Genomic DNA, 18,097 nt, shown 5'->3' on the forward strand with positions numbered 1-18,097 from the left:
ATGGAGTGCACCTCAATAAAAAATCGAATACACAAGATGTAGTTGAGCAGTCGCTTACTGTATATATTTGTATTTTGGAATATTATACAATAGGACAGCGTATTGTCTTGCCGGAACTTCCATAATTCAGGCAAACGAAAACAGGGCCATCCACATTTCCACACGGGACTATAACAGGGGGCCTTATTTTTTCCTGCATCGGAAAATACGGAGAAACAGAAATATGGACTGACTGTAAAAAAAAGAATATGGACAAGATATTGGATACCCGAACCAGAGAATTTTCTGCCGACAGCTGCCGGCAGAAGGGAAAATCATGCGGGCAAACCGTCGCCCGCCAAGGTTATAAAAGGCCGGAGTGCATTCTGTGTACGACTGGATAGCGCATCGGGGTGACATCCAAATTACTCACGTCCCGGAAGACTGCGCCCCACAACCTTCCGGGATTTTTTTATCATAAGGCGTATGAGGAAGCTAAGTGGAATTTCATTGCAGACAAAAATCATAGCTGGTTATCTGATATTGCTGGCAGTCATCGGAAGCATGATTGCCATACTGCTTCATGAGCGCAAAAAAATGCATGACATAGCAAACGGAACCGCAGAAGTACGTGAGATCCGGAATGAAGTCAACGCCATACGCCGCCACATTGTCGGAATCGCATTGCTGGGGGAATCCGCCATCGGATGGGACAGCGAGGACTTCTCAGCATACCAGAACAGGCGCCTGCACATAGACAGCCTGCTGGAACGGATGAAAGACAACGGCCTGGATCTGGTAAGCCACGAACAGATAGACACATTGCGACGACTGTTGGAAGAGAAGGAAAGCCGCCTGTATCATCTTACAACGGTTTTTCAGGAGCAGAGGACATCAGACAGCCTGCTCTACAACCATCTCCCCGAGGTCATCGACAAGAGTACCCGTACACGCACGGTCACCCGCCGGAAAAACGGCATAGCAGGTTTCTTTGGCAAGAAGGAAACCGTACAGGTGCCGGCTTCCACGACAGAACTGCGGCAGCTCAACCGCCAGTTGATAACTATGCAGGAAGAGCATGACAGACATATCGGACTCTATATTGACAGCCTGCGTTTGCAAAACCTGAAACTGAACAAAAGACTGAACTCCTTCATCACCGCCCTTGACGAACAGGTTCAGGCCGCTTTCCAAAACCGGGAAACAAGGATTGCGGAGGCAAAGGCACTTTCATTCAAGCTGTTTGCGGCTACCATCATCGTTGCCATTGTCCTGCTGATCATATCCCATCTTGTCATACAGAGGGACATACGGCGCAAGGAACATGACCGCAGCAGACTGGTGGATACGCTCAAACAGAACCGGGAACTGTCCGAAATGAGAAAGCGTATCATCGTAACGCTTTCCCATGACATAAGGGGACCATTGAACGCCATCTGCGGCAGTGCGGAACTGGCCATTGACACCAGGGAAAGAAAACGCCGCAACACTTACCTTGACAACATCATCAAGTCCTCACGCCATATCACAAGGCTTGCCAACAGCCTGCTTGACCTCTCCAGACTGGACGAAGCGAAGGAATCACTGAACAGGATACCTTTCAACCTGAAAGCCTTCGTCGACGACATTAACGAGGAATACACCTGTGCGGCCAATGACAAGGGGCTGGTCTTCAAAACGGAAGCAGAAGGCACCGACATAGTGGTATACGGAGATGCGGACCGTATCCGTCAGGTGGCGGACAACCTGCTGACTAACGCTATCAAGTTCACCCGCAACGGAACAGTCTGTTTCCGGGTAAGCCACAAGGACGTGGTAATGACCATGGAGGTGGAGGACTCGGGCATCGGCATGGACAAGGAAACGATAGAACGCATATTCAGACCGTTTGAACGGGCGGCGCCAGACATTTCGCCGGAAGGCTTCGGGCTCGGCCTTCCGATAACCAAGGGACTTGTGAACCTGCTCGGCGGCAGTATTTCCGTATCGAGCCATGTCGGGGAAGGCAGTCTGTTCCACACGGAAATCCCCCTCACCATTTCCACTGAACCGGTAAAGAACCACGTCATGCCGACCGTGAAAAGGCTCAGCCTTCCAAAGCGTATCATCCTTGTGGACGACGATCCGATACAACTGCGCATCGTCATGGAGATGCTGGAGCGCAACGGTGTATCATGCCGTACCTGCATCGGGGCGAAGGACGTGGTGGGCGAACTGCGGAAAGAACCCTACGACTTACTGCTGACAGACATCCAGATGCACGGGACCAGCGGTTTTGACTTGCTATATCTCCTGCGTCATTCCAATATCGGAAATTCACGCACCATTCCGGTTGCCGCCATGACTGCCCGCAACGACGTGGACGAAAGCCGCTATACTGAAGCCGGCTTTTCCGGCTGCATACAGAAACCGTTCTCCATGAACGAGCTGCAGGCTTTCCTTTCCTCCATAATGGAAAGGTCGGGCCAGCGGCAGGAACAGAAGGCGGATTTCAATGCCTTAGCCGCAGAGACGGGGGATATGGAATGGATGCTCAATGCTTTCATTGAGGAATCGATCGACAACAGGACGGAACTGAAAAAAGCCCTTGAAAGCATGAAAACGGACACGGAGCGGATGAAAAACACCCTGCACCGCATGTATCCCACCTGGGAACAGCTGGGAGTGGCCTGTGAACTGGAAACATACAGCAGAATCCTACATGACGATACTTCCGATGATCTGACCATCAGTACATATACAGAGACGGTCATCGGAAGAATAGACCGGCTGGTAGGCGATGCGAAGAACCTGCTTTCGGAAATCAGAAAACTTGACTTAAAGAACTATACGGATGAAACACAGAATACTCATAGTTGAAGACAATATCCTGCTGGCCGGACAACAAAAGAAATGGTTTGAGAAATCCGGCTATGAAGCAGTGACGACGATAGACGAACCCGGTGCAAGGCGGCTTCTGAAAAAGGAGCCTTTCGATCTTGTCCTTTCCGATGTCCGTCTTCCGCAGGGGGACGGCATATCGCTGCTCGAATGGATGCAGAGAGAACGGATAGACGTTCCCTTCATCATCATGACCGGATATGCCTCCGTGTCGGATGCCGTCCGTGCCATCAAGATGGGGGCAAAAGACTATCTGGTCAAGCCTGTTCAGATGGATGAACTGCAAAGTCTGATAAAGAACATCCTGCATCCTCGCTCAGTCATATACGGAAAGGACAAGGGCATCCTTCCCAGGAACAGCCGACAGATGAAAGAAGTGGAAAATCTAGCTCGTACGGTCGCTCCATTTGACATTTCCGTACTGATTCTTGGTCCGAACGGTGCAGGCAAGGAATCCGTAGCGCAACGTATCCATTATTCCAGCGAGCGCAGGGAAAAGCCGTTCCTGGCAGTAAACTGCGGGGTCATTCCCAAAGAGCTTGCGCCCTCGCTCTTTTTCGGGCATGTGAAGGGGACGTTTACGGGGGCGGACACAAACCGTGAAGGCTTCTTTGAAACGGCCCGTGGCGGGACCCTGTTCCTTGACGAAGTAGGAACATTGTCCATGGAGGTACAAAGCATGCTCCTGCGTACCTTGCAGGAAGGCAGCTATATCCCTATAGGCAGCAACCGGGAGAAACACTCCGACGTAAGGATAGTGGCGGCAACCAACGAGGACCTTCAGCTGGCCATCAGGGAGAGACGCTTCCGGGAAGACCTCTACCACCGTCTGGGGGAATTTGAAATCGTCCTGCCGGCCCTGCATGAATGCCCGGAGGACATACTTCCGCTTGCCGAACATTTCAGGGAAAAGTTCTCCAGGGAACTCAAACGGCAGACCGACGGATTCAGCCGTGAGGCAGAGCAACAGCTGCTCTCATACGGCTGGCCGGGAAATGTACGGGAATTGCAGAACAAGATCAAACGAGCCGTCCTGCTGTCCAAACAGCCGATAATCGAAACGGTTTGTTTGAACATAAGAATCGAGGATGAGAAAGAGAAAATCTTCCTTTTTCCGGAAAATGAGACACAGGAAAAACAGTCCATCATCAGGGCCTTGAAAATATGCACGGGCAACCGGAAACGGACGGCGGAGATGCTGCACATTGATCCTTCTACGTTGTACAGAAAAATGAAGAAATACGGACTGAACGACAAATAAAGGCAATATAGACCGGAGATGTTTTCCAGTCTGGAATAAAATGCCTACATTTGCATAAGTCTGGCAAAATATGGAATACATACTGCCAGCAGGAACATAAGAAAATACCGACAGGGCTGACAGCCTCGCCGGATATTATACATAAGTCGCAAGACGTCTCGGATGGGAATCTGACAAATTCAAAAATACAGAGGCTTTTGCGTGCAGCTTATGCTATGCCTAATAGCGTGAGCTCATGCAAATTTCTGTATTGGGCTTTGTCAGAGCCTCCATCCGAAATAGCGTGAGCCTCACGCTTTTCATTTGGAGTATCAAGGTATGGCAAAGTTACAGGTTCTGATAGCAATGACATTGAACGGTTTCGTCCCCGCACGGAACGATTCCCTGCTGCAATGGATACAAAACAGCGATGACGGTTTCCCCTACTGGCGGGGCCGGTCCACCCGCATGTTGTATCCGGGCTATCCGCTAGTCGACCTCATCTGTGACAAGGAACAGTCTGCACCCTCTGACATATATCTGGCTGAAATCTATGACGACAGCGGCGCAGAACTGCTGCGGGGACTGTCCCTGTACCGCCTGATAGATGAGATGGTCATTTTTCTTCTTCCGGTAATCAGTTCCGAAACGGTTCCCGTATCAAAACATATCTCCACGGACAAATGGGAACTGGTCAGGACAAAAACATTCAGAAACGGGATCTGCCGCCTTACTTATCGCAAAACATTGCAATAAAAGATTGCACGCTCTTGCATTTGCAATACTTCCATCAGTCTCGTTTTTATGGGGCTGATTTTTTATTTCTCTATTATTCAGCGACTTGCCATAATTTTATGTGGCAATATGCTCCATTGGTCCATGTTTTGGCCTATATCATAATGAAACCTGTTGCGCAACACGGTGTAAAAAATGGAATTATTACACTAAAAACAGAATTCATTATGATACAGATAGACAGGGAGACATTCCAGATGATGCTCCACCAGATAATGGAACGGTTTGACAGGATAGATGACAGACTGAACCGTATGAACAGGCAGACGGCCGCCCTTGAAGGTGACAAGCTGCTTGACAACCAGGATATGTGCGAACTCCTTGGTGTTACCAAGCGTACCCTTGCACGCTACCGCCAGAAGAAGCTCGTCACATACTACATGATTGACGGACGTACCTATTACAAAGCTTCGGAAGTCCAGGACTTCCTGAACAAAAAGGGAAAGGTGCTGCCTGCGAAAATAAAAAAGGAACTCGGTCTTCAATCCTAATAAAATGACGGTATGGAAATTATATGTATGGAAAAACAGACCTTTGACGAATTGGTTGTCCGCCTCAGCCTGATTGAGAAAAAAGTCATCGGTCTATGTAGTCAGACCAAAGACGCGGGACTGAAAAAATGGATGGACAATCAGGAGGTATGCGGGGTTCTCCGAATATCCAAGAAAACACTTCAGGTATATCGCGAGAAAGGACTGTTGCCTTTCACCCGGATCAAGAACAAGTTCTTCTACAAACCGGAAGATGTACAAAGCCTGTTGGAATCAAGTTATCACCCACAAAAAAGAAAGCCATGAGTTACGATCTTATAAACAGAAAAGACCAGCGGATTGATACTATTTTCAAAGGGCTGGAAAACATGGAGCGCATGATAGACGCAATACGGACGGCTCCAAGGCCCGCATTTCACGGTGATTATTTCCTCACGGACGAGGAACTTTCAAAGCTGTTGAAAGTAAGCCGGCGTACATTGCAGGAATACCGGACCCTTGGTGTGATACCTTACTATCTTGTGCAGGGAAAAGCCCTTTACAAAGAGTCAGACATACAAAAAGTTCTTGATGACGCTTATAAAAGATGCAGGGAAGAACAGCGATGGGTATGAAGCAAAAGTAAAAGAAACGGCCTCTTTACAAGGTCGTTTCTTTGTTGTCGGACAATTGGTATCCGAATCTCCTTCTTCGTTTCTTGACAATAACATCTTCTTCATACAGACCAGGAATCCGATCCATTCCGGCTGCTTTCAGCCGTTTCATGTCCTCATCCACTTTCCTGTCAGTCACTTTGGCGTAAAGCTGCGTGGTCTCAATACGCATGTGCCCCATCATTTTGCCGACTGTCTCGATTGGAACACCTAATGAAAGGGTTATATGGGTTCCGAAATTGTGTCGTGCCTTATGAAATGTAAGTTCAAATCCATAAACTTCACCCAACTGGTGGGCGAGCATAATGAAATACGTACGACTATACAGATTGAAAACCTTGTCATCCTTTCTCTGTTCCCGATATTTCTCTATTATCTTCAAAGGAATATCCAGCAATCGGACAGAAGACAGTGTTCCTGTTTTCTGGCGGTGGATATGAATCCACCATGAACCGTCTTCAGATTGAGTAATATCATTTACCCTCAATTTTTTCAAATCCGTATAGGCAAGTCCGGTAAAAGTAGAGAAGATGAACATATCCCTTACAAACTGAAGCTGTGGCTTCTCGACAGGTGTTGTAAGCAGTGTCTTCAGGTCTTCCAGCTTCAGATGACGACTTTTCCGTTTGGGCAGTTCAGGATGAAGGCGACAATACGGATCACGGCGGATTGTTCCCTGGCTGACAGCCCGCATGGTCATCTTCTTCAGCCTGTAAAGATGTTCATGCACGCTCTTCGGGCTTAAATTCCTGTCCGTCCTGAGAAAAAGTTCAAAGTCATCGTAGAACACACGGTCAAGACTACGTAGCAGTACATCCTCTACGCCGCGTTTTTCCTGCACGAAAGCCGAAAGGTGCTTATATGAACGTAAGTAGGAATCATAACTCTCCTTTATACGATCCACACCGATACGCTTCTTAAACTCCTCGTTATGCTCTCTGAAAAGAGCCAGCAGAGTTAGCGGTTTCTGACCGACTCCCATCACGGCATTCTTTACCTGCTCTGCCGTAATAAATCCCAGACTGTTCTTAATCCGCCTGTAATGCTCCTTGATTTCTTTGGTCAGATCATCAATAGCCTGGTTGACGGTAATGGCATTCTCACTGCGGCCGTCAGCCCGTCCTTTTTCAGGATTCCAGATGGCCGGATTGACGGATACTTTCGTTCCTATCTGTTCCCATTTGGCATCTATGCTTATCTTGCACAGCAACTGGCACGTTCCATCCTTACGGACTTTGGTGCGGTTTATATAAAACAGTATCGCAAATGTACTGCGACGTTTGATTTCCATATTGTCAGTATTTCTTTTCATAATCCTATTTTTTGCCATTATCAAATAACTACAGAAAACCGCTCAACAATTATTTTATCCAATGCTTTCGTATCTGTATCTATCTTATTGTCTGTCACCTTTGCGTAATGCTGTGTGGTCTCAATACGACTGTGCCCCAACATCTTGCTGACCGTTTCAAGCGGTACGCCATGGGAAAGTGTAATTTCTGTCGCATAGGTATGACGGGCTGCATGGAAGACCAGCTTACGTCCTATACCGCAAATTTCGGCGATGCGTTTCAGATAACGATTCAATGAACTGTTGGAATACATGGGAAGAAGCTTTCCTTCAGGAGCCATATCGCGGTATTTTTCAATAATATGGAACGGCAGTTCCATAAGCGGTATTTCAAAATCTACACCGGTTTTCTTGCGAGAACTCCTGATCCACCAGGTACCATCTTCCGCGAGAGAAAGGTTTTCATTTGTCAGCAGACACATGTCGCTATAGGGAATACCCGTATAACAGGAAAACAGGAACATATCTCTCACATGATAAAGAATCTGATCATGGAGAGGTGTTGTCATAATCCTATTCAATTCTTCGGAGGTGAGATATTTCTGTTCCGGTTTCGGATGTACCGGTTCATATCCGACAAACGGGAATACTGTTATTATACCGTCAGCAATAGCTTCTCCGACAATTGTTTTCAGTTGGACGGTAAGATTGACTATTGTGCCTGAAGCCAGACAACATTCCGTACGTAGATACAAGTCATATTTTTCAATGAAGGAACGGTCCAATGCGGCAAAAGGGATATCTGACAGCTTATATTGCATCTGTAAAAAACGTACCAGATGATTGTAGGAATTGCGGTAAGCCCTCAATGTCTTTTCCGTACGATTGATCCCAACGCGTTTCTCGAAATTTCTAATGAAAAGTCTGAAATAGCTTAATAGGGTTTCCTGTTCCGAAGCCATACCCAAAAGTTGATGCTTTACATCCTCTGCTGTTACATCCTCACGGATTGCAGATTGTTCCGCATAGATGCCGAGCGCGGCAGCACGTATTTCATCCAGTCTGTTGTTTATGTCTCTTGCCGCAACACTTTTTCCACACGCCCGTCCGGATGACCACAATGACTGTGGCACACGAAACTTGACACTGAATGCTGTTTCAGAGTGCTTGCCGACAATAAGCCGTGCCATCACGGGACAGTTTCCCCTGGCATCCGCCTCGCTCTTTTTAAGGTAGAACGAAACCTTTACATCTGTCTGATTCATAATCTGTTCCATTGTTTGCAAAATTAACAGAGACAGAGTTAATCATCGGCATGTAAAATATCGTCAGACATCGACAAAGCTATCACCATTGACTTCCGGAACCTATATTTTTCATATCTCAAAAAAAATAAGTACCTTCGCTAAGCCAAAATGATGAAACTGCGTTCTTTACGGTCGGAGCAGAAAGGATTTTCAAACAACTCCATACAACTGGAATGGGCAACGGATAGGTAGCAATTTTTTCGCTTAACTATTCAAAAAACGGCTTCAAAGCACACATTTACAAATGCGGAATAATGCTGCGTATCTCCCTGAAAGCCCAATAGTTTACATTATTCTTCCTAAATCCATCCGAAATCGGGCGAGTTTCATTATTTTTGTGCATCATTCCAAATAATTCTTTGATGGAACAGTCATTTTCGGATATATCGCTATACCACGAGTACCGGTCGGCGAGGGAGACAGAACATTTGGTGTCGCAGAAAACCTGGGATGACCTCAATCTGGATGATTTTTTCGAATGGGCTGACCGTACCTCTTCTTGTGTGGGCCGACAGTACCTCTACGACGTGTTGCATTACAACCGTCTTTCGGAGATTTCGGAACAAGAGGAAGTGATTCGTAAGCTTTCTGCTGACAAGGAGTTGCGTGCAGAAATCCGGTCGGAGTTGCGGAAACTGGATACGCCGGATGCTTATACCATTGCATCGCTATTCTCCATTTCCCATCCCGTGTATTCCCGCCGCTTTTACCGTTTGCTGACTATCTTGCAATTCGCGCCTTTTGTTTTGTTGGGAATAGTTTACATTACGTCTTCGCTTTATGTTCTGGGGATTTTGTGCACATCGGTATTGGTGAACATGGTACTGCACTATCGCAGCAAGGCGCGGATTCAGGGCTATTTCTTTTCCATTCCTCAGTTATGGCAGTTGCTCAGGCAAGCGGAGAAGTTGGCACAGATTCCGTTGTGTGCATCCGTGCATCGGGATATCCAAAAGACTTTGCAGGCATTGCATCCGTTGCGAAAGAAACTTTCCACTTTCCGTTTCAGTATCAGACTGGAGAGCGACATCGCCATTTTCGCTTATTTCTTCACCGAGATAGTGAATGTGTTTTTTCTGCGGGAAGTTATTCCGGTTTCCAAGGCTTTCTTTCTATTGCGGGGTAGACAGGAACAGATTGAAGAGGTTTTCCGCTATTTCGGATTGGTGGATGTGCTTTGCTCTGTTTCCGAACTCCGGGATGGGCTGCCTTATTATGTTTTACCGGAAGCTTGCAGCGAGGGTGAAACGTTTCATGCAGAAGGGCTTTATCATCCGCTTATAGAACGTTGTATCCCTAATGACATTACACTCTGTGGCAAATCTGTCCTTGTTGCCGGCTCCAATATGTCCGGTAAGACAACTTTTATCCGTGCCATCGGACTTAACCTGCTTTCCGCACAAGTGCTCCATACTTGTTTTGCCCGCAGTTTCCGTTTTCCTATGGATACTGCATTATATTCTGCTATCCATCTGGAGGATAGTCTGATGGAAGGAAAAAGTTTCTTTCTGCAGGAGGTGCAAATTGTTCGAGAGATGCTGGAAGCCGGAAAGGAGTGTTGGCGGTTTTTCCTGCTGGACGAGTTGTTCAAGGGGACGAATACGGTGGAACGGATAGCTATAGCCAAAGCTGTGCTGTCTGCTTTGGCGCACAAGAACAGTATTGTGTTTGCTTCCACTCACGATGTCGAACTGGCTTCCTTACTTGAGGACGAATATGAATTGTTTCATTTTTGTGAGTGTGTTGCCGACAATACATTGTCTTTTGATTATAAGTTGAAGCCGGGACCGGTGACGGAACGTAATGCCATCCGGATTATCGAGATGTGCGGCTATCCGCAGGAAGTGGTCAGGGAAGCATATCGGCTGGTTGGAAAGGGTAAAATGTAATATTTAATGTCTTCTTGTAGGTGGAAGTAATGAGGGTAAGTATTTATGCTTGTATCTATTTTCAAGTGTAGAAACGTTCGTATCCTACCGATAGGGAATTGTAATTTTTATGCTTCGGTGCGTCCGTTCAAAAGGTGGAATAAGATAAATTAATACCCTCCGTGTCCTACTTACGATATAAATCCCTATCTTTGTGGCGCTTTTTAGCTGAAAATAAGATTCAAATTAATTTAGATACAACAGAAAATGGCACAAGAAGACGTTTTTAAGAAACTCGTATCACACTGTAAGGAATATGGTTTTGTGTTCCCTTCCAGCGAGATTTATGATGGACTGGGAGCTGTGTATGACTATGGTCAGATGGGTGTGGAACTGAAAAATAACATCAAGCAATACTGGTGGCAGAGTATGGTACTGCTGCACGAAAATATTGTCGGCATCGACTCGGCTATCTTTATGCACCCCACTATCTGGAAAGCCAGCGGACACGTGGACGCTTTCAATGACCCTTTGATTGACAACCGCGATTCCAAGAAACGTTATCGTGCCGATGTGTTGATAGAGGACCAGCTTGCCAAGTACGATGACAAGATAAACAAAGAAGTGGCCAAAGCTGCCAAGCGTTTTGGTGAGGCTTTCGATGAGGCTCAGTTCCGCAGTACCAACGGTCGTGTGCTGGAACACCAGGCCAAGCGTGATGCCCTGCATGAACGCTTTTCCAAGGCTTTGAACGATAATAATCTGGACGAACTCCGTCAGATTATCCTTGACGAAGAAATCGTTTGTCCTATCAGTGGTACAAAGAACTGGACAGAGGTGCGCCAGTTCAACCTGATGTTCTCAACAGAGATGGGTTCCACTGCCGATGGTGCCATGAAGATATACCTTCGCCCGGAAACGGCACAAGGTATCTTCGTAAATTACCTGAATGTACAGAAAACCGGTCGTATGAAGATTCCTTTCGGTATCGCCCAGATTGGTAAGGCTTTCCGTAACGAAATCGTAGCTCGTCAGTTCATCTTCCGTATGCGCGAGTTCGAGCAGATGGAAATGCAGTTCTTCGTGAAGCCGGGTACGGAACTCGACTGGTTCAAGACCTGGAAGGCTACCCGTCTGAAATGGCACAAGGCGCTGGGCTTCGGCGACGACCATTACCGCTACCACGACCACGACAAGCTGGCTCACTACGCCAATGCGGCTACGGACATCGAGTTCCTGATGCCCTTCGGCTTCAAGGAAGTGGAAGGCATCCACAGCCGTACGAATTTCGACTTGTCCCAACATGAGAAGTTCTCCGGCAAGAACATCAAGTATTTCGACCCTGAAACCAACGAAAGCTATACCCCGTACGTCATCGAGACCTCGATTGGTGTAGACCGCATGTTCCTCAGCATCATGTCTGCTTCCTATTGTGAAGAGAAGCTGGAGAATGGTGAAACGCGCGTAGTATTGAAACTTCCCGCTGCCCTGGCTCCGGTGAAGCTGGCTGTGATGCCGTTGGTAAAGAAAGACGGACTGCCCGAAAAGGCACGCGAAATCATCGACAACCTGAAGTTCCACTTCCATTGCCAGTACGACGAGAAAGACTCCATCGGCAAGCGTTACCGCCGTCAGGATGCCATTGGTACTCCGTACTGCGTAACTGTAGACCATCAGACTTTGGAAGACAACTGCGTGACTTTGCGTAACCGTGATACCATGCAGCAAGAACGCGTGGCTATCTCCGAACTGAACAATATCATTGCAGACCGCGTAAGCATCACATCGCTGCTGAAAACGTTGCAATAAATCGGTTATGGAATGGACTGGTGCGTGAACAAACTGAAATAGTAAATAGTAAATAATAAAATAGTAAATGAAAAAGTCCCTTTTGTTTTTGCCTTTCCTGCTGTTGCTGGTGGGTGCTTTTATCTCTTGTGAAGAAGTGGAAGAGGCTGGAAAGTATGATAACTGGAGAGAGCGCGGCGAGGCTTTTGTTGACTCGATAAGAAGGCTGACCGGCGATAACTATGTCGCCACAGCAGAGCAGGCCGATGCTATGGAACTCGGGAAACTGTATGCCATACAGACGACTGCAAGCACTTCTGAAGGCGCTCAGTATGTCTATTGCAAAAAGCTTGTGAAGAATGAGACGGGTGAACGTCCGTTGTATACGGGTTATCATTCAAAGGTGAATGCTTATTATTATGGGACTTATGTGAACGGCGAAGAATTCGACGGTTGCTTTGACGGTTATAGTGCTATTGACCGTGATATACCTATTCCTCCGGTAAAAGAACCTACGGCTTTTGATTCATTCGTGGATTTTGAAGTTTCGGGTGTCGTTGCCGGTTGGACAGCTGCTTTGCAGCTTATGCGGACGGGTGAGCGGTGGATGTTGTATATCCCTTATCAAAGCGGATATGGTATAAATGATTATACTGCTCCTTATTCTACAAATACAATCCCCGGAGGATCTCTGCTGACGTTTGACTTGCAACTGGTTAGCTTTGCCGAATGAAATAAAAGATAAAAGAGGGTGTGTGCCGAAACGCCCCATTAAGCAAATTCCCCCTGCCATAGACATCTATGGCAGGGGGAATTTGCTTAATGGGGGTTGGGTATGTCTTCTTCTGCCTGCTGGTGGTGGCAGACGCTCGGATGCCGGTTCGTTCTATATTTTCTTCTTGATGGCCTTTACCCAAATCCTGTATCCATCCTCGTTCAAATGTAGTCCGTCGCCGGTCAGTTCACTACGCAGTACATTCGTTCCCTTCTCTGTAAACAAGGGGAAGAGGTTGATATAGGCAATGTCTTTTTCTTTGGCAAGTGCTTCTAAGCGGGCATTGACTTCGGGCACCATATCGGTTTTTCCGGTCAGGCTTTTGTACCGGCCGAAACTTTCGTTGAAAGGAAGCAGGCTTTGTAGGTAGAGTTTCGTATCGGGAGATTCTTTCCGAATACGTTCTATTGTCATACGAATCATACTTACAATGCTATCCGACGTCAGATTGTGGGAAATGTCGTTGACTCCGATAAGCAGGAACAGCTTGGCGGGATGTCCGGGGAGTATCTGGTGCAGACGGTCATAGATACCCATCACTTCGTCACCGATAATGCCGCGGTTGCGTACGTTCTTCTTGCCGAGGCGTGCCGACCAGTCACCGCCGCCTTCAGTCAGGCTGTTGCCAAGCATGACGATGTCTTTGCTTGTAATGGCAGGCTCATCCATAAACTGTAGGAAGCGTTTGTAATAGTGGTCTGTATAGGCGTGTGGAACGGGACAGATAGAAGCGGCTACAGCGTTGGCAACCAATGAACGCAGACGAACCACGCTATGCCCGTCTTCCGGATGCACGGCATTGATAAGCAGTATGACGGAAGTGTCATTGTCCGGGTCGATAACGATGGAAGTACCCGTATATCCGGTATGGCTATAGGTGTTCGGGCCGAACAAGTCCCCGTTGTTGGAGGCATATGCTGTGAAGCAGTCCCAGCCGAGAGTGCGTCCCAGGCTGGCAGTGGCGCGTGGCACGGTACGCATGGCTTTTACGCCCAGCGGGCTCAGGATGCGGCGGCCGTTCCATTCGCCTCCGTTCTGCAGGGTTGCGCAGAGCACGGCAATATCTTCGGCACAGGAGAATACTCCGGCGTTGCCGCTGATGCCTCCGTTCATGATACGTGCCAGCGGGTCGTGTACTTGTCCGTAGAGGACTTGCCCGTCAGGTTGTTTTTCGGTTGGCGCGATGGCATTGTGCCAGTCTCCTTTGGTGATACCTGCCCAGTTTGCGTCCGCTGTATTTATCCATTTGCCATTCTTGTCACGTTGGCAGGGCAGATAGTCGGTATGCTCCATGCCGAGTACATCGAATATGTTTTCACGGGCAAAGTCACGCAGGCTCTGGCCGCTTATTGTCTCGATGATATGTTGCAGGGTGATGAAGTTGAGGCAACTGTATTGGAAATCTGTCTGTGGCTTGAAGTCGCGTTTACAAGTAGCAATATATTCCATAAGCCCATCAGGATTGGGAGAACCGTACTGCTTTTCTAGCTCGGCTACCGGTGCATAGGGAGGAAGACCGGAAGTGTGTGTCATCAAATCGGCAATGCGGATTACCTTTTTCTCTTTGCCGTCTTCGCTTTCCCAATTCTTGAAATGGGGTATGTAGAGGCTGACGGGGTCCAGCATACGGAGCTTGCCGCGTTCTGCCAGTATCATCGTACATACGGCGGTCGACATGGATTTGCTGCAAGATGCCATATCAAAGATAGTATTGGCAGTCATAGGCTCCACATTGGGATAAATACGCTTGTTGCCGTAAGCTTTCAGATAGGCCATCTTGCCGTTACGTACTACAGCAAGTACGGCACCGGGAATATCCTTGTTGGAGATGGCTGTTTCAATCGCTTCGTCAGCATACATCAACTTGCGTGAGTCCATTCCCACTTGTTCAGGGGCTACGCGTTGCAAGGGTTGCGCGGTGGCAGCTTGCAGACAAAGAGAAAAGAGAAAAAAATATATTGCTTTCATAATAAAGGAATTTAAGAGTGAGTAATAGCTAAATCCGGTACGCATCCACTGCCTTTTTCACCGAACCGTGCATCAACAGCAGCGCCTTGGCTTTGCCATAGTCCAGTCCGAGTTCCTCTACAATCATACGGGTACCACGGTCCACAAGCTTTTTGTTACTGAGTTGCATATTCACCATTTTGTTGCCTTTCACGCGTCCCAACTGTATCATGACGGAAGTGGTAATCATATTCAGTATCATTTTCTGTCCTGTTCCCGATTTCATGCGTGAGCTTCCCGTCACATATTCAGGCCCTACAATCATTTCGATGGCTACATCTGCCTCTGCTGCCATTGGAGAGTCCGGGTTGCTGGTGATACAGCCGGTCAGTATGCCGTGTTCGCGTGCCTCGTGCATGGCACCAATCACGTAGGGGGTGGTACCGGATGCAGCAATACCGATGACCGTATCCTTATCTGTAATATTGCGTTCCGTCAACTCTTCCCAACCGCGGTGAATGTCATCTTCGGCATTCTCTACCGGATTTCTCAATGCAGTGTCACCACCGGCAATCAAGCCGATAACCAGCGTGGGGGGCATACCGAAAGTCGGTGGAATTTCCGAAGCGTCGAGTACGCCCAGACGTCCACTGGTACCCGCACCCATGTAGAAGATGCGTCCGCCTTGTTTCATGCGGGGTACAATCTGGGTTACCAACTTTTCTATTTGAGGGATTGCCCTCTGTACGGCAAGCGCCACTTTCTGGTCTTCGGTATTGATGTCTTCCAGAATTTCACGGACTGATTTCTTTTCCAAGTCATTGTAGAGCGATGGTTGCTCTGAGATTTTTACGAACATAAGGCTATTTACTATTTGACGATTTACTATTTACTATTTACGATTTGTCACTTTCAGTTGTGATATTTGATGAGTCCTTCCATGGGGCTCTTGATGATTGCACCCAGTTGGATACCCATTTCTTTGGCAGCTTCTGCCAGAACTTCCTTGTAATAGAAGGCTACGGAACCGATGAAATGTACTTTTTGATGCTGATAGTCTTCATATTGCATGACATTGCGTTTAAGGAATGCCTTAAAGCTGTTCAGTACCAGAGCGCGTACACAAGGTTCACCCAGATTCTGTGCAAGAAATGGTGACAAGCTTGCCAGGAAACGGTTGGGGAAAGGTTTACGGTAGACACGGTCGATGATATCAGCAGGTGTCAGGTCGAACTGTTTGAGGAATTTCTCTTTCAGCTCGGGTGTCATCTGATTTTTCAAGATATCGCCTACCAACAGTTTGCCCAAGCAGGCTCCGCTGCCTTCGTCTCCCAAGATGAATCCCAGAGGAGATACATTGGTGACAATGCTTTTTCCGTCATAATAACATGAGTTGGAGCCGGTCCCCATGATGCAGGCAATGCCTGAGTCATGTCCGCAGAGGCCACGTGCGGCAGCCAGCATATCGGTATTGACTTCCACTTCATTTTTCACACTGAGGTGTTTGGTTATGGCACGGTGCACCATACTTATCTTGTCGGGAAATCCGCATCCTGCACCATAAAAGTATACGGCATCCAGTTCACTTGTTTTCAGCTGAGGTAATAGCGCTGTTGCTATTTCATTACTGATCTCCTCTTCCGACTGAAAGAAAGGGTTCGTACCTTTCGTGAATATCTGTTGGAGAAGTACTCCATTCTCTACAACACACCAATCGGTTTTTGTAGAGCCACTGTCTGCTATTAGAATCATATAAAATAGTTTTTAAGGATTAAGGATTAGGGATGATGGATTAAGGATTAGGGTGTTGCATATAATAAAGGTGGTATCATTAAACATTAATCCTTCATCCTTCATCCTTATTCTCATATCTTGATATATATTTTTCGTTTGTACAACTGGTAGCCGATACACCAGTTAATGGCGATAAACAGCAGGGCAAAGGCAAGGGAACCGGCGGTTTCACCGAAAACGGGCATGAGGACTATATTGTATAAGAATCCGTGTATGCTGATGCTGCCGTCTCCCCACGGGAAACTGATACTACCGAAAAGTATGCTAAGTACGCCGCCCAATACATACATGAACAGCGGATTCACACCGAATGCCTCGAAAAACATGCTCCACTTCTTATAGCCTTTCACATCAATAATCCAGATAAGCAATGCCAGAAAACTGGATGCCAGTCCGCAAGTGACGAGTACGTAGGTAGGAGACCATATTTTCTTGTTGATGGGGCAGCCGTAGCTTAGCAGGAAACCGGAGAAAGTAAGGATAACACCTACCAGAAACAGTGTGATAAGCTGCGAATTGAGAAATGAGGCACGGTCTTCCGACTTGTTGCCATCCAGCATCAGCCGCCCTACACAGAAGCCCAGCAACACATGTGCAATGGCAGGAATGGTGCTTAACAAACCTTCGGGATCTATGCCGTTATCCTTGTACATGTGTGCAGGGGTCAGGATGGCACGGTCTACCACGGAAAGAATGTTTGTTTCATTATAGGCGAAACCGTTGCCGCACATCAACAGTATGAAGTAGCCTGTCAATAGGCCGGCTATCAGATAAGGTATATGTTTATGCTTCATGGTTAGTGCAATGATGGAGGCTGCTCCGTAGCAAAGGGCCAGCCGTTGCATGACACCCAGAATACGGATACGGTCGAATGTCCAGACGGAAGCCCATAGCTTCTCTCCGAAACTGAGGTCGTCCGGAGCGGAGGCCCAGTAATAGCAGAAACGCGAGAACCAGCCGATAGCCATGCCTATAAGGAAAATGACGATGGTGCGTTTCAGTATCTTCATGCCGGCGGCGTGGCTGAACTCGAAGTTGTATTTCTTCAGGGAAATGTATGTGGAAATTCCCATGATAAACATGAAGAAGGGAAAGACGAGGTCGGTGGGGGTCAGACCGTTCCACTCTGCATGCCGCAAGGGGGCATAGATATGTCCCCACGAACCGGGGTTGTTTACCATAATCATACCTGCGATGGTGACACCACGGAGAATGTCGAGTGCAAGGATGCGTTTACTTACTTTTGTACTGTTCATTGTAATATTTGTGTGTTAAGTTAATTATCAATC

General features: G+C 47.4%; 16 protein-coding genes. 10 read left to right on the forward strand and 6 right to left on the reverse strand.

Going from position 1 to position 18,097, the window contains the following annotated elements:
• The first annotated feature begins 248 nt into the window (after positions 1-248).
• The 7 genes from DWY55_RS22540 (at position 249) to DWY55_RS15805 (ending at position 5,999) form a co-directional block, all read left to right on the forward strand.
• Positions 249-383, forward strand: a complete 135-nt coding sequence (locus DWY55_RS22540) for a hypothetical protein (RefSeq protein WP_279387221.1) — start codon at positions 249-251, stop codon at positions 381-383.
• A gap of 82 nt (positions 384-465) precedes the next feature.
• Positions 466-2,838 carry a hybrid sensor histidine kinase/response regulator gene (locus DWY55_RS15780; protein ID WP_188521495.1) on the forward strand — a complete coding sequence of 791 codons (2,373 nt, stop codon included), beginning with the start codon at positions 466-468 and terminating at the stop codon, positions 2,836-2,838.
• Complete coding sequence (locus tag DWY55_RS15785) at positions 2,813-4,120, forward strand: sigma-54-dependent transcriptional regulator (protein WP_120178147.1); 1,308 nt, start codon at positions 2,813-2,815, stop codon at positions 4,118-4,120. The genes DWY55_RS15780 and DWY55_RS15785 overlap by 26 nt, the downstream gene beginning before the upstream one ends.
• Positions 4,121-4,438: 318 nt before the next feature.
• On the forward strand, positions 4,439-4,855 hold the full coding sequence (locus DWY55_RS15790) for a hypothetical protein (RefSeq protein ID WP_032949291.1): 417 nt from the start codon (positions 4,439-4,441) through the stop codon (positions 4,853-4,855).
• 206 nt (positions 4,856-5,061) lie between these two features.
• Entirely contained in the window at positions 5,062-5,385 is a 324-nt protein-coding gene (locus DWY55_RS15795) for a helix-turn-helix domain-containing protein (protein ID WP_022161965.1), read from the forward strand.
• 12 nt (positions 5,386-5,397) lie between these two features.
• Positions 5,398-5,691, forward strand: coding sequence for a helix-turn-helix domain-containing protein (locus DWY55_RS15800; protein WP_022161964.1), 294 nt, complete (start codon positions 5,398-5,400; stop codon positions 5,689-5,691).
• Complete coding sequence (locus DWY55_RS15805; RefSeq protein ID WP_022161963.1) at positions 5,688-5,999, forward strand: helix-turn-helix domain-containing protein; 312 nt, start codon at positions 5,688-5,690, stop codon at positions 5,997-5,999. The genes DWY55_RS15800 and DWY55_RS15805 overlap by 4 nt, the downstream gene beginning before the upstream one ends.
• 25 nt (positions 6,000-6,024) lie before the next feature.
• Here the strand turns inward: DWY55_RS15805 and DWY55_RS15810 are convergent, their stop codons facing one another.
• Together DWY55_RS15810 and DWY55_RS15815 are read right to left on the reverse strand one after the other, a co-directional pair.
• Positions 6,025-7,350: a site-specific integrase gene (locus DWY55_RS15810; RefSeq protein ID WP_120178152.1), complete on the reverse strand. Its 1,326-nt coding sequence runs from the start codon at positions 7,348-7,350 to the stop codon at positions 6,025-6,027.
• Positions 7,351-7,370: 20 nt separating this feature from the next.
• Positions 7,371-8,594 carry a site-specific integrase gene (locus tag DWY55_RS15815; RefSeq protein ID WP_120178153.1) on the reverse strand — a complete coding sequence of 408 codons (1,224 nt, stop codon included), beginning with the start codon at positions 8,592-8,594 and terminating at the stop codon, positions 7,371-7,373.
• 404 nt (positions 8,595-8,998) lie between these two features.
• Here DWY55_RS15815 and DWY55_RS15820 point away from each other — a divergent pair, with 404 nt between their 5' ends.
• The 3 genes from DWY55_RS15820 (at position 8,999) to DWY55_RS15830 (ending at position 13,025) form a co-directional block, all read left to right on the forward strand.
• Positions 8,999-10,525 carry a MutS-related protein gene (locus DWY55_RS15820; protein ID WP_008662761.1) on the forward strand — a complete coding sequence of 509 codons (1,527 nt, stop codon included), beginning with the start codon at positions 8,999-9,001 and terminating at the stop codon, positions 10,523-10,525.
• A 246-nt stretch (positions 10,526-10,771) separates the two neighbouring features.
• Positions 10,772-12,313, forward strand: a complete 1,542-nt coding sequence (locus DWY55_RS15825; protein WP_057253822.1) for a glycine--tRNA ligase — start codon at positions 10,772-10,774, stop codon at positions 12,311-12,313.
• A gap of 67 nt (positions 12,314-12,380) precedes the next feature.
• On the forward strand, positions 12,381-13,025 hold the full coding sequence (locus DWY55_RS15830) for an FKBP-type peptidyl-prolyl cis-trans isomerase (RefSeq protein WP_008662765.1): 645 nt from the start codon (positions 12,381-12,383) through the stop codon (positions 13,023-13,025).
• 153 nt (positions 13,026-13,178) lie between these two features.
• Here the strand turns inward: DWY55_RS15830 and DWY55_RS15835 are convergent, their stop codons facing one another.
• From DWY55_RS15835 to DWY55_RS15850, 4 genes are all read right to left on the reverse strand, one after another.
• Positions 13,179-15,035: a serine hydrolase gene (locus DWY55_RS15835; RefSeq protein WP_120178148.1), complete on the reverse strand. Its 1,857-nt coding sequence runs from the start codon at positions 15,033-15,035 to the stop codon at positions 13,179-13,181.
• Positions 15,036-15,063: 28 nt separating this feature from the next.
• Positions 15,064-15,873, reverse strand: a complete 810-nt coding sequence (murQ, locus tag DWY55_RS15840) for an N-acetylmuramic acid 6-phosphate etherase (RefSeq protein ID WP_005824981.1) — start codon at positions 15,871-15,873, stop codon at positions 15,064-15,066.
• 53 nt (positions 15,874-15,926) lie between these two features.
• A complete protein-coding gene (locus DWY55_RS15845; protein WP_005824980.1) occupies positions 15,927-16,766 on the reverse strand; it encodes a BadF/BadG/BcrA/BcrD ATPase family protein in 840 nt (279 codons plus the stop codon).
• A 113-nt stretch (positions 16,767-16,879) separates the two neighbouring features.
• The gene (locus DWY55_RS15850) at positions 16,880-18,064 is read right to left on the reverse strand and encodes an acyltransferase family protein (RefSeq protein WP_117749223.1); all 1,185 of its coding nucleotides are present in this window, start codon (positions 18,062-18,064) and stop codon (positions 16,880-16,882) included.
• Between the last annotated feature and the right edge of the window lie 33 nt (positions 18,065-18,097).

The sequence above is a fragment of the Bacteroides sp. AF25-38AC genome (genome assembly GCF_003602995.1).
Classification (GTDB): Bacteria; Bacteroidota; Bacteroidia; order Bacteroidales; family Bacteroidaceae; genus Bacteroides; species Bacteroides uniformis.

Bases quoted from the DNA above. Each gene is read 5' to 3' on its own strand.
- DWY55_RS15790 (WP_032949291.1), top strand. From the start codon at position 4,439: ATGGCAAAGTTACAGGTTCTGATAGCAATGACATTGAACGGTTTCGTC.
- DWY55_RS15795 (WP_022161965.1), top strand. From the start codon at position 5,062: ATGATACAGATAGACAGGGAGACATTCCAGATGATGCTCCACCAGATA.
- murQ (WP_005824981.1), bottom strand. From the start codon at position 15,873: ATGTTCGTAAAAATCTCAGAGCAACCATCGCTCTACAATGACTTGGAA.
- DWY55_RS15780 (WP_188521495.1), top strand. From the start codon at position 466: ATGAGGAAGCTAAGTGGAATTTCATTGCAGACAAAAATCATAGCTGGT.
- DWY55_RS15830 (WP_008662765.1), top strand. From the start codon at position 12,381: ATGAAAAAGTCCCTTTTGTTTTTGCCTTTCCTGCTGTTGCTGGTGGGT.
- DWY55_RS22540 (WP_279387221.1), top strand. From the start codon at position 249: ATGGACAAGATATTGGATACCCGAACCAGAGAATTTTCTGCCGACAGC.
- DWY55_RS15800 (WP_022161964.1), top strand. From the start codon at position 5,398: ATGGAAATTATATGTATGGAAAAACAGACCTTTGACGAATTGGTTGTC.
- DWY55_RS15820 (WP_008662761.1), top strand. From the start codon at position 8,999: ATGGAACAGTCATTTTCGGATATATCGCTATACCACGAGTACCGGTCG.
- DWY55_RS15845 (WP_005824980.1), bottom strand. From the start codon at position 16,766: ATGATTCTAATAGCAGACAGTGGCTCTACAAAAACCGATTGGTGTGTT.
- DWY55_RS15805 (WP_022161963.1), top strand. From the start codon at position 5,688: ATGAGTTACGATCTTATAAACAGAAAAGACCAGCGGATTGATACTATT.
- DWY55_RS15835 (WP_120178148.1), bottom strand. From the start codon at position 15,035: ATGAAAGCAATATATTTTTTTCTCTTTTCTCTTTGTCTGCAAGCTGCC.
- DWY55_RS15785 (WP_120178147.1), top strand. From the start codon at position 2,813: ATGAAACACAGAATACTCATAGTTGAAGACAATATCCTGCTGGCCGGA.
- DWY55_RS15815 (WP_120178153.1), bottom strand. From the start codon at position 8,594: ATGAATCAGACAGATGTAAAGGTTTCGTTCTACCTTAAAAAGAGCGAG.
- DWY55_RS15810 (WP_120178152.1), bottom strand. From the start codon at position 7,350: ATGAAAAGAAATACTGACAATATGGAAATCAAACGTCGCAGTACATTT.
- DWY55_RS15850 (WP_117749223.1), bottom strand. From the start codon at position 18,064: ATGAACAGTACAAAAGTAAGTAAACGCATCCTTGCACTCGACATTCTC.
- DWY55_RS15825 (WP_057253822.1), top strand. From the start codon at position 10,772: ATGGCACAAGAAGACGTTTTTAAGAAACTCGTATCACACTGTAAGGAA.